General features: G+C 70.1%; 10 protein-coding genes and 1 pseudogene. 4 read left to right on the forward strand and 7 right to left on the reverse strand.

Going from position 1 to position 14,698, the window contains the following annotated elements:
- Positions 1-169: 169 nt before the first annotated feature.
- Entirely contained in the window at positions 170-1,912 is a 1,743-nt protein-coding gene (locus JM949_RS07020) for a tannase/feruloyl esterase family alpha/beta hydrolase (RefSeq protein WP_203147624.1), read from the reverse strand.
- 252 nt (positions 1,913-2,164) lie between these two features.
- Here JM949_RS07020 and JM949_RS07025 point away from each other — a divergent pair, with 252 nt between their 5' ends.
- Complete coding sequence (locus JM949_RS07025; RefSeq protein ID WP_203147625.1) at positions 2,165-3,868, forward strand: carboxylesterase/lipase family protein; 1,704 nt, start codon at positions 2,165-2,167, stop codon at positions 3,866-3,868.
- Between the two features lie 10 nt (positions 3,869-3,878).
- Here the strand turns inward: JM949_RS07025 and JM949_RS07030 are convergent, their stop codons facing one another.
- Positions 3,879-4,523 (reverse strand): alpha/beta fold hydrolase, encoded by a 645-nt coding sequence (locus JM949_RS07030; protein WP_203147626.1) that lies wholly within the window; start codon positions 4,521-4,523, stop codon positions 3,879-3,881.
- 422 nt (positions 4,524-4,945) lie between these two features.
- On the opposite strand from JM949_RS07030, the gene JM949_RS07035 reads away from it, so the two are divergent.
- Complete coding sequence (locus JM949_RS07035; protein WP_203147627.1) at positions 4,946-5,476, forward strand: GNAT family N-acetyltransferase; 531 nt, start codon at positions 4,946-4,948, stop codon at positions 5,474-5,476.
- Positions 5,477-5,662: 186 nt separating this feature from the next.
- Here the strand turns inward: JM949_RS07035 and JM949_RS39600 are convergent.
- Positions 5,663-5,758: pseudogene (locus JM949_RS39600) on the reverse strand (hypothetical protein); the annotation flags it as partial.
- 244 nt (positions 5,759-6,002) lie between these two features.
- Between JM949_RS39600 and JM949_RS07045 the strand changes: the two are divergent.
- Positions 6,003-7,595, forward strand: coding sequence for a hypothetical protein (locus JM949_RS07045; protein WP_238432716.1), 1,593 nt, complete (start codon positions 6,003-6,005; stop codon positions 7,593-7,595).
- A 106-nt stretch (positions 7,596-7,701) separates the two neighbouring features.
- A complete protein-coding gene (locus tag JM949_RS07050; RefSeq protein WP_203147628.1) occupies positions 7,702-8,595 on the forward strand; it encodes an AraC family transcriptional regulator in 894 nt (297 codons plus the stop codon).
- Between the two features lie 117 nt (positions 8,596-8,712).
- Here the strand turns inward: JM949_RS07050 and JM949_RS07055 are convergent, their stop codons facing one another.
- The 4 genes from JM949_RS07055 to JM949_RS07070 are packed head-to-tail and all read right to left on the reverse strand — an operon-like array spanning position 8,713 to position 14,270.
- Positions 8,713-9,588, reverse strand: a complete 876-nt coding sequence (locus tag JM949_RS07055; protein WP_203147629.1) for a carbohydrate ABC transporter permease — start codon at positions 9,586-9,588, stop codon at positions 8,713-8,715.
- Entirely contained in the window at positions 9,581-10,513 is a 933-nt protein-coding gene (locus JM949_RS07060; RefSeq protein WP_309232042.1) for a carbohydrate ABC transporter permease, read from the reverse strand. Before JM949_RS07060 ends, JM949_RS07055 begins: the two co-directional genes overlap by 8 nt.
- Positions 10,510-11,754, reverse strand: coding sequence for an ABC transporter substrate-binding protein (locus JM949_RS07065; RefSeq protein WP_203147630.1), 1,245 nt, complete (start codon positions 11,752-11,754; stop codon positions 10,510-10,512). Before JM949_RS07065 ends, JM949_RS07060 begins: the two co-directional genes overlap by 4 nt.
- A 26-nt stretch (positions 11,755-11,780) precedes the next feature.
- Positions 11,781-14,270, reverse strand: coding sequence for a glycoside hydrolase family 97 catalytic domain-containing protein (locus JM949_RS07070; protein ID WP_203147631.1), 2,490 nt, complete (start codon positions 14,268-14,270; stop codon positions 11,781-11,783).
- Positions 14,271-14,698: the final 428 nt, after the last annotated feature.

Below are 14,698 nucleotides of genomic sequence, written 5' to 3' on the forward strand. Positions count from 1 at the left end.
TCCCCGGTGACCTGCGGGGGAGCGGACATGGTCGGCCGGGTGCCCGGCACCCGAACCCGTTGTCAACTCGGCTGCGCTGACTCCGGCGTCGCGCGGTGCTGGCGGTCGAGGCATGTCAGTCCCTTCTCGGTCCATCTCCTGCACGGCCACAGCACGTTGTCGGACGACGTCAACGCACACAGTTGAAGCTCTGGGCGCTCTCGGGGTCGCCCGATCGGTACTTTGGCCAGGCCGGGTACTCGCAGAGCGGGCGCGTCCGGCCGCTCCTGCCGTCCACCGCCACCGGCTTGACGGGCGGCTGTCCCTTCTCGACCCACCGCTCCAGAGCGGTGAGCGAGTCCCAGTTGGCAGCGAAGGCGGGTGCGCCGACGTTGGCGTGGTTCGCGCCCGGTACGAGGTAGTACCGCATGAATTCCGAGCTCTGCCGAGGCCCTACCGTGTCGAGCACCCGCCGGTAGTAGTCGTTCGTCGAACGGTGGGAGACCAACTCGTCCGCGGCGCCGTGAAGGAGTAACAGCTTCCCGCCGGAGCGCGCGAAGGGACGGAGGTCCGAGTTGTTGCGATCCTGGATGGTGGACAGGTAGCTGATCCGGGGAAGCCACTTTCCCGGTCGTCGGGGATCGACATCGAGGGAGTTGTGGCCGGGGTCCCTGGTCAGGAAGAACTTCACCCACTGGTCCCAGTACTGGACCCCGTAGCCACTCGTCACCGGCATGGGATTGGCGGGCGCGGAGGTGCCGAATCCGAGGACCGGCGTCCTCATGTCGGCACCGGAGAGGAGCGGAAAGCCGGGGTAGTACCGCTCACCGCTGGCGATCCGGTACGGCCACTTGAACGGCGTGGACGCCGCGACCACCGAGGTGAGCTGCGCGTCGGAGAGACAGGTCGGACCGGTGTCGGCGCCGCTGGGGCAGCGCAGCGCTCGCGGATCGAAGTGGCAGCCGTCGAGGTTCGAGATGATCTGGTCCTGGAGACCGTCCCGCCCGTCGCAGGCCGCCATGACGCTGTCGTAGAGAAGGGTCTGCTTCTCGGGCCCGGGGAATGCGCCAGGACGCGACATCACCTGCGCGAGGTGTCCGAGCTGCAGGACTTCCGCGGTGTTGTTCCAGGCCGGGTAGGCGGAGATGACGCCATCGAAGGCGTCCGGCCACCGCTGCGCCACGACGAGGGCCTCACGACCGCCTGTCGAGCCGCCCGCGAAGTACGTTCGACCGGGCCCTGCACCGTAGCCACGACGGATGAGGTACCTGGCGGCGTCGTGGGTCTTCTTGAGCGCGTCGCCGGCGGCGAAGTTGCGGAGGGCCTCGTCGTTCATGCCGAAGGACCCGTCGAGGGACCCCGCGGGGCCCGCCTGATGACCGGAGTCACTGCCGAACGTCGCGTACCCGCGAGCCAGCGGCGCCGGCTGGTCGGGGCGCCCGAATGGCACGTTCTGCGTGATGGCGGGAATCGTCCCGTTGTATCCGCCGCCGCCGAACATGAGGGCGTTGTGGTTCCAGTCGAGCGGCATGGCGAGTTGCAGCCTGATGTCCGGCGCGGTGGGGTCGACCGGGAAGAGTGACGCACCGACGCTGCAGTATTCGACGGTCTGGCCGCTCACGGTCTGGGTCACCAGGTTCGCCGACCCGACGCGGCCGCCCCTGGTCGGCAGACTGATCGCCGAGGCCGGGATTTCGCTCCCCGCCAATTCCGCGCATGCCGGCGTCGTGCCCGCCGTGGCGGTGGCCGGAGTGGACCCGATGACCGCCGTCGCGCCCAGGAACGTGGTGACGAGCGCCAGGGCGGCGGAGGACCGTCTCAATCTTCTACGAACTCGCAGCACTTGGTTCATAGCGGATCTCCTGCCTAAGCACGCTGTGCCGCCAGGTCGCCTAGATACGGCACTGAGTGCCAATACTGTGCCATGCGTCACAGGTGCTCGCAAGGGTCGGGCCGGGGATCCGTCCGGTGTGGAACGACTGTCGTGGATGCCCCGTCACCTGACCGACGACTCAGGACCGAGTGCCGCGTCGGGGCTGTGCTGGGTGATCCTTCGTTCGGTGGGCCACGCGCCGCGGCCCTTGCACCCGTTCAACGATGCGTGTAACAGTGATGGCACGCGATGGCAACAATGCGGCGGTAGCGCGACACCGCGTGCCACGCCCGAATCAGGGAGGCAGTGCCGATGCCTGCTGTGTGGTCCAGGGCCACCGTCGTCCGCGAACCGTCCGGGCGTCGTCGTCGTACGAGGTCAACTCCGCTCCGCGCGTTCCTCGGCATCGTCCTTGCGCTCGCGCTGCTGACGACGATGCCGGTCACCAGCGCGTCCGCCCAGCCTGTCCAACCCGGAAAGGGCTCGACCCTCGTCCACACGACGCTGGGTCCGATCGTCGGGCGGGACGAGGGCCGGTCCAGCGGTACGTACTCGTGGCTGGGCATCCCGTACGCGGAGCCGCCGGTGGGCGATCTCCGGTGGCGGCCGCCGAAGCCCCACCGACCCTGGGTGCAGGCCCGACGCACCCAGCAGTACGGGTCGGGATGCGCCCAGCCGGGCCGCTTCTTCAGCCCGTCCCCGAACGGGCCGTTCTACGACCTGGCGGTACGCGACGGGTTGCAGCAGCCCGTCGGTGCGGAGGACTGCCTGACGCTGAACATCTTCCGCCCGTCGACGGCGAAGCGAGACCTACCCGTCGTGTTCTTCATCCACGGCGGGAGCAACGTCGTCGGGTATTCGGCGGATCCGATGTACGACGGTCGGGAACTGGCCAGGCGTGCCCAGGCCATCGTCGTCACCGTCAACTACCGGACGGGGATCTTCGGCTGGCTGAACGCCGGAAGCGCAGGGGACGACTCGCTGTCCGCGTCCGGCAACTTCGGTACTCTCGACCTGGTCGACGCGCTCCGCTTCGTCGACCGGAACGCCCGCACGTTCGGTGGCGACCCGGACAACATCACCGTCATGGGCCAGTCGGCGGGCGCGGTGAATGTCTGGTCGCTGCTCGTCTCCCCACTGTCGCGGGCGATGGTCGACAAGGCGATCCCGCTCAGCGGTGGCCTGAGCACCCGAAGTGTGGCAGTCGCGAGGGCGTACGCCGACCGCGTCATGCAGGCCGCGGAGAGCGACCACCCCTCCTCGGGCAGGAGCGGCATGGATCTGCTCCGCTCGCTGTCCGCCGACGACCTGGTACGTGTGCTCGTCCGGCACCAACTCGACGCCACACCAGCGGTCATCGCCGACGGCGCGGTGATCCCCTCGGACCCGTACGCCGTGCTCGAGTCCGGGGTCGGCCGCGACGTGCCCGTACTGGCCGGGAACACCCTCGAGGAAGGGAAGTTGTTCGGCAGCGCCGTCGGAGCGCACAAGCCGAGTGACTACGACCGGTTCACGGCGCAGTACCTGTTCGACCCCGACAACCCGGGTAACCTGACCGTCTCCGATCTGCTCAAGGACGACTACCTTCCGGTGGACAAGCCCCAGGGCTGGAACGATGCCGCCGGAGCGCTGACCGAAGCTGTCTTCACGGGCATCAACCGGGACTCCCTGAACGCGTTGGCCCGCAGCGGGAACCGATCGCTCTATCACTACCGGTTCGACTGGAACCAGGAGCCCGCGCCGTTCGACCAGGTGTACGGCGCCGTACACGCGATCGACCTGCCCTTCGTGTTCGGCACCTTCGGGCGCACGGTGTTCTCCTACGCCTTCAGTCAGCAGAACCAGCCGGGACGACTGAGGTTGTCGAACCTGATGATCGAAAGCGTCCGGAATTTCGTCCACGAGGGCTCGCCGCAGCACCGGGGACTCGGTCGTACCTGGGAGCAGTGGCCGACGAGCCTGGTGCTGGACGCGGACGACCGGCACGTCCGTCTCGGGTCGACGACCGACCGGTGAGGGCGGTCTGTCACCCGCCCAGGTACGCGGTCAGCCGGTCGGCGAGCTGCCTGGGGTGGCTGAGCGCCACCGCGTGGCCCCCGTCGATCTCGTCGGGAGTGACGTCGAGCCGGTCGGCGGCCACCCGGCGCTGGAAGTCCGCCGGGAAGAACCGGTCGTCGCGGGCGACGAGCACCGTCGTCGGCACGTCCGGCCAGGCGGCCAGCGGCCACGGCTCGTTCCACTCCGCGCTGACCTGGTCCCGGCTGTGCGCGGCAGCCTCCGCGACGACCTCCGCCGGCACGCCGTTGTAGAACTGCTGCTCCTCGCTGAGCCCCTCGGCGCCTCGGTATCCGGTGTTGTCCCACCAGTCCCCGGGCCGCTCACCGGGTTTCGGAACCATCGGCGTGAGGAGGACGATCAGCCGTACCGGCAGCCGGTCGGCGAGCAGCGGCGCGGTGAACGCGCCATACGAGTGGCCGACGACCACGAGGTCACGCCGGTCGCCGACCGCGCTGACGACGGTCTCGCGGAACTCGGCGAACCCCGCCGAACGGTCCTCGATGGGCAGCTCGGGCACCACCACGTCGTGGTGCCGGTCGGCCAACTCGGGGACCAGGAGATGCCAGTCCCACGCGCTGCCCCCGCCACCGTGGATCAGAACGAACGTCGCCATGACCCGAAGCGTCACAGAGGGGTACGACAGGTACGCCACGACGCCGGTTCGGCGGTGGAGCTGCGCGGCGGCGGTGACGGTGGCCTGGATCGACGTTGCTGTCTTATCGTGGCGGGTCGCCACGCTGTGGCACTGCACCCGCCGGTCATCGACGCGAGGTCGACCCCCAGTCACCGTCGACGGCAGATGCCGCGACAGCGCCTCCCGCTCGACGTCAGACAACTCCTAACGACGACCCACGCGCTACCCGATCCGACGCCAAGATCCTTTGAAGACGCTGCCCAACCGCCTGGGCAGCGGAACGGATGCCATGCGGCTGCGCGACGAGATCGTCGAGGCGTTGCGGCAAGTCAGTGCCGACGGGGCGTGGAATCATCACCGCTGATGACGGAGCACCCGGACAACGTCATTAGAGTTCCGGCATGGAGAACACCACCTGCGGCGTACGCATCAGACGTGGCGGCCCGGCCGACGCGCCCGCCGTACTGGCCATGCTCGACTCCGCGGTGCGCTGGATGAACGATCGCGGCAACACCGAACAGTGGGGCACGACCCCGTTCTCCGAGAAGCCCGGAGGGCCCGAGCTGGTCGATCGTTACATGACCGAGAACCTCCCGTACATCGCGGAGTTTGATGGGACGCCGGCCGCGGCCCTGGTCCTGGACTCCGGTCCCGACCCGCGTGCACCGATCACGCCTGCGGAAGAACCGGAGCGCTACGTCCGCCTCCTGGTCTCTGACCGGCGATTCGCCGGTCGGCACCTCGGGTCGGCCCTGCTGGCACACGCCGTGCAGGAGACCCGGCGAGCCGGTGTACCCCTCCTGCGGGTCGACTGCTGGGCGGGCGGCGGTGGCGAGTTGGTGACCTTCTATGAGCGCCACGGGTTCACGTCCACCGAGACCTTCCGGTCCGGGTCCTGGCCCGGTCAGGTGCTGGCCCAGCGGGTCGGTTGAGTTCGGCCAGCTGATCCCAGTCGGGCACGTGGCATGGCGGCCACCCGGCGGATCAGCGGGGCTCCACCAGGAGTCGGGCGTGATTCGCCAATGACCGCTGGTAGCCCGGCAGGTGCTTGCGAGCGCCCCGGCGATCGAGACTGCCTCCCGCTCCCGGCCGGCCCCGGTCAGCGCCAGTGCGAGCGTCGCTCTGAGCGGGTCGTCGAGTTCGTCGGAGCCGCGCTCGCGCTCCTCGGACAGCAGCCGGACACTCGGTCCCAACTCGTCGGCGAGGGCATCCACCCGCGTGCGGAACTCGTCCGCGTCCCAGTCCTCGGGTGCCGCGTTGAAGGCCGCCCACAGGCGTCGACCGGCTCAAGCAGTGCCGCAGCCTGGCGACCCGCTACGACGAGACAGCAACGTCGTTCCAGGTCACCGTCACCATCGCCGCGCTGCTCCAGTGGTTGCGAGCCTTTGAAGAGACGCCGTAGCGGCCGAGCCGGAAAACGGGTTCGGGCCGGGCCGACCCACAGTGCAGGATGTCGAGGTGAACAAAAGCAGCCGTGCCGGCTGGCCCGTTCCGCACCCGGTGGTCGTGGAGAACGCTCTGCTCGGGTCGGTGCGAGTCGCGGTCGATGAGGCCGGAGCAGGCCAGTGGGAAGCGTTGGACCGGCTGGTCGACGTGCTGCTGGATATCGACGCTGTGGGCGAGGAGGCGCTGGCGCGCTCGGCGGTGGCGCTGGTTGCCGCTGTGCCGGGGCTGGTGGTTCGGCTCGACGAGCACGCGCGGTCGACGCCGTGGCGGGGGCGACACCAGCGGCCCGCCCGGCCGCGGGTTGCCGCATGGTTATCGGGGATGGCGTCGAGCCCGGTTGCCACGGTGCTGGCGAGCATGCACCGTGACGGCAGGATCCGGGAGCGTGCCGTCACGGCGATGGTCGCCCGCCCGTACCCGGAGGCGATGCCGTTCCTGGTGCTCCGTACCGCTGACTGGGTCGCGCCGGTGCGGGACCGGGCCCGGGCCGGGCTCGCGGTGCTGCTCGCCGACGACCCCGCCGCCCACCTGCCGGTGGTCCTGCCGACGGCGCTACGGCTTGCGGCGCGGCTGCGTGCCGGCTTCGCGGTGACCCAGGTCCGCGCGGCGATCCTGGCGGTGTCGGAGCCGGTGTGGCGGCGTCTTCTCGGCTCGGCCGACCGTCGGGCGCGCCCCGTCGTCTTCGACCTCGTCCTGTCGCAGGGTTGGCTGCGGATGCCGGATCTCGTCGCCTTCGCCGAGTCGGATCCGGAGCTGCGGATACGGGCGCGGGCGGTCGAGGCGGCGTGTCGCGACGCGGTCTGGACCCGCCGGCACGACGTCCTGCGCCGGCTGGCGCGGTCAGCGAGGGCTGAGGTGCGCGTCGTGGCGTTGACCGGGCTGGTGCGGGTCGGTCAGGACGCCGACGTCGCGGCCTACCTGGATGACGACGCGCCAATGGTACGGGCCGTGGCCCGAGACGCGGCCCGCCGGCTCGGCATCGACGTCCGGGAGCACTACCGGGCCGCCGTGGCCACCGGCGAGCCGCGCCCCGGATCGATCGCCGGGCTCGCCGAGACCAGCTCGGAGAAGGACGCCCACCTGTTGTGGCGATTCTTCGCCCACCAGCGCGCACACCTTCGTGCCCAGGCGGTACGAGGTCTGCGGCTGCTGGACGCGGTGGTGGCGGAGGAGGAGTTGGTGGCCCTGCTGCGGGACCCGTCCCCGGCGGTGGTCCGGGAGGTGACCGTGGCGCTTCGTCCGGTCGCCGCCGCGCTGCCCCCGGACCTGCCGTGGGACCTGCTTCGGGACGCACGGGTGGAGCTGCGTCGGGCCGGCTACCGGCTGCTGCGCGGCCGCGGCGTCGACATCGAGTTGCGGGCGGCGCTGATCCTGGCCGTTGACCCGAACCCGCGCCTGGCCGAACGGGGCAGGGCCGACGCCACCCGGATCGCCCGCGATGTTGCCCGGGCGGCCTGGCGCGCTGCCCCCCGCCCGGAGCTGACGGTCACCGCGACGGAACACGCCGAACTGGTCACGTTGGCGGCGCGGGCGGCGGTGGCATTGGGGGAGGAGACCGCTCAGCAGCTCGCGGAATGGTTGGCGAACAGCCACCCCGGGGAATAACCGAGCCACGAGGTAGCCTTCTTCCGCTCAACGTTCCTTGACGGAACGCAGCGGGGCACCCCCTCCGGGCATGGACAATCCGCTGGTGACGGCGCACGATAGGGCGATGCCGCTTCAGGAGGGATTCCGGGGGCAACGGATGGCCTCGGTGCCCCGTCCGCTCGTCGCCGAGGCGTTGCGACGCCCGATCACCGGGCGGCTGCTCGTCACCGACGCCGGATACTACCCCGACGCCGCTGACCACCGGATGCAACGTCCTCGGGGCACGCCCGAGGTGGTCCTGATCGTGTGTGCCTCGGGTATGGGCTGGGCCCGCGTCGGGTCCGGCACGCACCGGATCGGGGCGTGGCAGGCGTTGGTCATCCCGCGCGGCGTCCCCCACGAATACGGTGCCGACGAACGCGACCCCTGGACGATCTGGTGGGCGCATCTGATGGGGTCGGACGTGTCGAAGCTGATCGACTGCATGGAGGCCACTACCGAGCGGCCCGTGGTGCCGGTGCGGGGCATCGGCCGGGCGGTGGCGCTGCTGGACGAGATCGTCACCTGCGTCGAGCGCGACCAGTCGCCGGTTCGCCTGCTGGGCGCGGCGGGGACCGCGTGGAAGCTGTTGACCCAGATCAGCGTCGACCGCCTGCTTCCCGAGCCGGGGGACCCGCTGCAACGCGCCATGACATACCTGGCCGAGCGCCTCGACGCAACGGTGAAGGTGCCCGAGCTGGCGCGGCTGGTCGGGGTGTCGCCGTCACATCTGAGCACCCTGTTCCGCAGAGCGACAGGCGGCGGGGTGTTGGCCCACCACACCGCACTGCGGATGGCGAAAGCGCGGCAGCTGCTCGACACGACGGGCGCGACGGTCACCGAGATCGCGGCCGAGATCGGCTTCGACGACGCCTTCTACTTCTCCCGGGTCTTCCGGAAGCACCACGGGATGAGCCCGAGCGGTTTCCGCCGCCGTCATGCCGGCTACCAGGTCACCGACGTGGCGTTCGAGGTGTGACCGTACCGCAGAAGGCGCCGCGCGCCGCCGCCGGAGTGGGCCCGGCGGGTTCGTCCGGACACCGGGTGGCATCCGGACGAACCCGCACGTTGCTCGGTGACGCGGCCCGATGCCGGCTCAACCCTTCAGACCGCTGCTGGCGATGCCGGAGAAGAACTGCCGTTGCAGCACCAGGAAGATGACGATGAGCGGCAGCGACGCGACGAGGGCGCCGGCCATGAGGGTCGGGTAGTCGGTTCCGAACTGACCCTGGAGTCCGGCCAGGCCGACAGTGACCGGCCGATTGTTCCCGCGCGGGGTCACGATCAGTGGCCAGAGCAGGTCGTTCCACGAGTAGAGCGAGGTGAGGACGGCCAGCGCCGCCATGGTCGGGCGAGCCATCGGCAGCATCACGTACCAGAACGTCCGCAGCGGTCCGGCCCCGTCCAGCCGGGCCGCCTCCTCGAACCCGGCCGGGATCGACATGAACGCCTGCCGCATCAGGAAGATCCCGAAGGCCGAGAACATGCCCGGGATCGCCAGGGCGGGAATGCTGTCGAGCATCCCGAAGTCTCTGATGATCTCGAACTGCCCGATGAGGAAGAGCTGGCTGGGCACCATGAGCATGGCGATGAACAGCCCGAACAGCAGCCTGCGTCCGGGGAACCGGAGCCGGGCGAACGCGAAGCCGGCGAGCGCCGAGACGGCGAGCTGCCCGATGACGCGAAGGACGAGCGCGGACACCGAGACGGTGAGTTGCGCCCAGAACGGCACCGACCCGAAGAACGTCGTGAAGGCACCGGTGGTCGGGTTCTCGGGCAGGAACGTCGGCGGCGTCTGGGAGGCTTCGCGGTTGGACTTGAAGATGGTGAGCAGCTGCCAGACGAACGGTGCCACCATGATGACCGCCGCGCCGGCGAGGACGAGGTGGACGACCCACTCGCCGTGTCGGGAGGCCTTCGATCCGGTTGTCGTGCGCTTCTCGGGCTTGCCGCGCAACGCCTGATCAGTCATAGAACACCCACCGACGTTGCAGGCGGAACTGGACGAGGGTGGCGACCATGATCACCATCAGCAGCACGATCGCGATCGCCGCCGCGTAACCCTGGTCGAACTCCACGAAGGCCTTCTCGTAGAAGAGGTAGACGATGGTCTTCGAGTCGGCCAGCGCGGTGTTGTTGACGCTGCGCAGCATCACGAAGATCAGGTCGAACATCTGTAGCGCGGAGATCACGGTCAGCACGGTCACCAGGAACAGGCTGGGCGACAGCAGCGGAAGGGTGATCCGGAAGAACTGGCGGACCCGTCCCGCCCCGTCCAGCGCGGAGGCCTCGTAGAGGTCCGGTGGGATCGACTGGAGACCGGCGCCGAGGATGATGAGGTTGATGCCGAGGCTCATCCAGATGCCGACGACGCCCACCGCCCAGATCGTGAAGGTCGCGTCGGCGACCCAGTACTGCCCGTCGACGCCGAGCCGGGACAGGACGTAGTTGAGCAGCCCGAAATCGCCGTTGTAGATGAAGCGCCAGACCATGCTGACCGCGACCGGCAGCGTCACGACCGGCAGGAAGAACAGCACCCGGTAGCCGGCCCGACCACGGCTGACCTGCTCGATGAGCGCGGCGAGCACGACCGCGACGGGGAGGCCGAGCAGCAGGATCGCGGTGTAGAGCGCGGAGTTGCGCAGCGCCTGCCAGAAGCGCTCGTCACCGAGCAGCTCGGTGTAGTTGTCGACCCCGGTGAAGGTCCCGGGCCCGAAGGCCGGAACGTCCATGAAGCTCTTGCCGAAGGTGGTGAGGAACGGCCACACGTAGAGGGCGACGAGGCCGACCAACGCCGGGGCGATCATCAGGTACCCCCACCCGGGGGAGGGCAGTAGCCCGCCCCCGCGGCGGCGGGTGCGCCGCCGCGGGGGAGAGCTGGCGACGTCGGTGATCACTGCGCGAGGACCTCGTTGATGGCCTTGTTGTAGGCCCGGGCGGCCTCGGCAGCCGGCTGCTTGCCCTCCCACGCCGGGGCGAGGTACTGGCTCTCCAGGCCGGTCCACTTGGCGGCGTCACCGGCGATCGGCAACGGCACCGCGTAGTCGACGGCGTCGACGAAGACCTTGAGGTTGAACTCGGGCATCGCGTCGAGCCAGCCCTGCTGGGTGTCCCGGTAGGCGGGCAGCACCGCCCCGCTCCTGGCCTGGATGACAGCCGCGTCCCTGCCGCTGGCGAAGATCAGGAATTCGGCGAGCTCCTTGGGGTGCTTGGTGCCGGCGTACCCGGCGTTGAGGATGCCGCTGATCATCGTGGCCCGCTGCTTCGCCTTGGGCAGCGGTGCGACGCCGACGTGCGGGCGGAGCGCCTGGTCGCCGTAGAGCCGCTGGGCCCAGAAGGAGCCGGAGAAGTACATGGCGACCTTCTGGTCCATGAACATCTGCACCGCCTCGGTGTCCGAGAGCTGCTTGAGCGTCGGCGAGGAGCCGTCGGCGTGCAGCTGGGTCCAGAACTCCAGGCCCGAGATGGCCTCCGGGCTGTCGATGGCGGCCCTGCCGTCGGCGCCGATCACCCGGCCGCCGGCCTGGTAGATGCTGTTGTAGTAGCCGCCCTGCCGGTCCAGCGGAGCGGCGATGCCCCACACACCGGCGGCCGGGTTGGTGAGCTTGCGGGCTGCCGCACGGGCGTCGTCCCAGGTCCAGTTCTCGTTCGGGTAGGCGACACCGGCCTTGTCGAAGAGCGCCTTGTTGAACCAGATCCCGTTCGTGTCGAAGTCCTTCGGCAGGCCGAAGAGCTTGCCGTCGACGTCGTACAGATCAAGGACGGCCTTGGGGTACGCGGCCAGGTCGACGCCAGCGGTCTTGACCGCGTCGGTGATGTCGAGCAGTTGGTTGCCCTTGGCGTAGGCGGGGAACTGGTCGGCGAGCATCCAGAACGCGTCGGGTGCGGTACGGCCAGCCGCGCCGACCTGGAGGGTGGACCAGTACTCGGGCCACGGCAGGACCTGCACCTGGACGTCGATGCCGGGGTGCTTCTCCTCGAAGGCCTTGGCGATCGCCTCCATGGCCGGCTTCTGGTCGTCGCTCCAGGTCGCGTAGCTCAGGGTGACCTTGCCGTCGCCTCCGGCGCCACCACATCCGGTGGCCGCGAGGGTGACCAGCACCGCCGCGGCGGCGGCCCATCTCTTGCCGTGTCGCATGGTTTCTCCTTCTCGGTGGTCGAGCCTCACTGCTCGGCCAGGGTGGTGGCGGTGTGGCCGGTGCGGTGGAGCCGGCCTACTGCCCAGTCGACGTGGGCCGGCTCCGGGTGGTGGGGCAGGGTGTCCGCGCGCAGGCTCAGGGTGCTGGCGCCGGCGACGCCGACATCGATGTCGCGGGGCGGTTCACCGGCGCGGACCTCGGCGCTGAACAGCTCGACCCCGTCGGCGTGCACGCTCATCCGGGCGCCGGTGGCCGGGGTCTCGTCGTCGACGCCGATGCGCGCGGTGAAGCGGGTGACGGTACCCCCCAGATGGAGGTCGATCCGTGAGGGTGTGGACGCGCCGAGCCCGTCGTCGAACTGCGTGCCCGCGACGGTCATCCGCCGACCGTCGCCCGGGTTGCCGCCACCGTTGCTCTGGTCGCGTTCGACCGGACCGCTCTCGTTCTCGAACCCGACCATGGTCAGCGCCGACAGGCGGTGGGACCCGGGCGTCAGGGGTCGGAACAGGCGGGCGTGCGCCACGATCGGGACGCCGTCCTGGCCCGGCGTCTCGACAGTGATGATGCCGGCGCGCCCGGGTGCCAGCGCGGTGGGCGCGCGGACTCTCCAGCGGTCACCGCCGAGGTGCTCCGCCGACCAGCCGGGCGGTAGCCGCAGCTGTCCGTCGGTCCGCAGGATGGCGGCGCCGTCCGGGTCGAGCAGCTGAACGGGCGGGTCCACCCGTGGGGCGACCTGCTCGGGCCGCTCGACGGCACTGTGCAACGCGGTGCCGTGGGCGGCGACGATGGCGACGAAGCCGCCGTTCACCGCCACCTCGACGACCAGCTTGTCGTCGACGGTCCGCCGGTAGGAGGTCAGGCCGCCGTCGGCGCCGTCGGCGACGATCCACACCTCGGCCGGTCCGCGGGTCAGCCGGTCGAGCGGGACGGTGAGCGGACGCGCCGGCCCGGTGGCGATGCCCCCGATGAACCAACGGTCGCCGGCCCGGCGGGCGAGCACCGCCTCGTGGTCGGGGTCCCCGGCGAGCAGCACCGTCTCGTCCCACACCGGGGCGAGTTCCGCGAGGAACCGCGCGGCGTCCGGCCGGGCGAGGTAGGCGTCGACGTCGTCGGCGAAGTGGGTGATGCCGCACTCGAACACCACGCTGAGCGCCAGTTCGTGGCCGTCGCTCGTGGTCCGTCCGGGCGCGCCGAACGCGACAGGTGTGTAGTCCATCGCGCCGACCACGTTGCGGGTGAACGGCTGGATCACGTTGTGCGCGGCGGTCAGGGGCGTGCCCTGGTAGAAGACGTAGTACTCGCTGCCCCGGATGGCCTCGTAGCCGATGACCTGCGGCCAGGTCCGAGCCCACCCGCGGGGGATGACCGAACCGTGGAAGTTGACGTGCAGGCCGAGCCGGGCGGTCTCGGCGAGGATCGTGTCGTACCAGCGGTAGCGATCCTTCGACTCGGACTCCATGAAGTCGACCTTGACGCCGGCGATTCCCCAGGACCGCCAGAGCGCCAGCTTCGCCAGGTTCTCCGGTCCGTCGAGGTCGTGCCAGACCGCCCACAGGTGCACCTGGATGCCGCGACGACTCGCGTAGGCCACGATCTCGGGAACCCACGTCTCGTCCCAGCCGCAGTCGATCAGGAGGTGCTCCCAACCGAGGCGCGCGGCGACGTCGACGAAATGCCGCTGCCGGTGCAGTTGGGCGCCGGAGTAGAAGTCCGACCACCAGGACCAGGCGGCGCGGCCCGGACGTACCCAGCGGGTGTCGGTCGACGGGTCGGCCGCGGGTGCCAACTCCTCGACGAAGCGGCTCTCGACGATCGTGGCGAGAGCGCCGACCAGGAACACCCGCCACGGGGTCACCGGACCTCGGGTGATCTCCACCGATTCGTCGGCGAGCGCGAACCGCAGCTGGCCCCCGTCGCGGATCTCGACATGCGCGCCGCTGAAACGGCCGTCGATCGCCGCCTCGGTGAGCAGGTGAAACTCCCCCGACCGGGGCGAACGGACGAGAAGCGGAAGCCCGTAGGCGCCGGGCGGCAGTGCGGCGACGTCGGCACCGAAGCGCGGCGTCTCGTACCAGGTCTGGTAGTCCAGCGCCCACACCCGGGCGTCGGGTGCGAGGGTGAGCCGGGTGTGGTCGGCGTCGAGGCGGCCCTGGCCCTCGAAGCGGGCGAGCACGTAGCGGACGGCCACCCCGTCGGCGCCGGCCCGAATGTGGATCTGCCACTCGAGGCCGGTCGCGTGCCGCAGTTCGTGGACCGTCTCGTGGTGGACGTACCGGTGAACTCCGGTGGCCTTGCCGGACCGGGCGGTCCACTCGTCGGTGATCTCGCGGTCGCGGGAGCGCAGCGAGACCGAGTCCATGCCCAGGTCGACGCCGTCGACGCTGATGCCCAGCCGGACCCCGTCGAGGACGATCCCGCCATTGCGCCGCACCCGCAGGACGACGCCGTCCGCTCGCGTTTCCACCTCGGGCTCGACGCGCTCGGGCAGCGTCGTCGGGCCGATCTCGTTGCTCACATCGTCTCCGTGCCGGGCGGGAACCGAGCGGGCGGATCCCCTGCACGGCGGCTTCCGACGCTAGGCTCGCGACGGCTCGCCGGGAATGTTCATTCGAGCTCGAAGCCTGGACGATCCGCTTCTGTCTGAACGGCTGTCTGGCCAGGAGACGCTGCCCGCGCTGGGCTCCACAGGGACGATCGTGCGTAAAGGGAGAGACCGACACGAACGGCTGGGCCGACAGTCCGCTGCCGAATACCTGGTTGGCGGTCCAGCAGGCGGCCCGCTCCGGTCTGGACCCGTGCGGGTGCCCGTTCGCCGAGATCCGCGGCCGGTCGCTCCGCGGAACCGGGCGACCATTTGCGGGGCGCGGTGATCGGATTCAAAATTCGATAACGTCACGCTGGTCGAAGCGGTACCCAACTCCGCTCGCGCAGCCGAGGTGGTCT

The sequence above is a fragment of the Micromonospora tarensis genome, assembly GCF_016803395.1.
Classification (GTDB): domain Bacteria; phylum Actinomycetota; class Actinomycetes; order Mycobacteriales; family Micromonosporaceae; genus Micromonospora; species Micromonospora tarensis.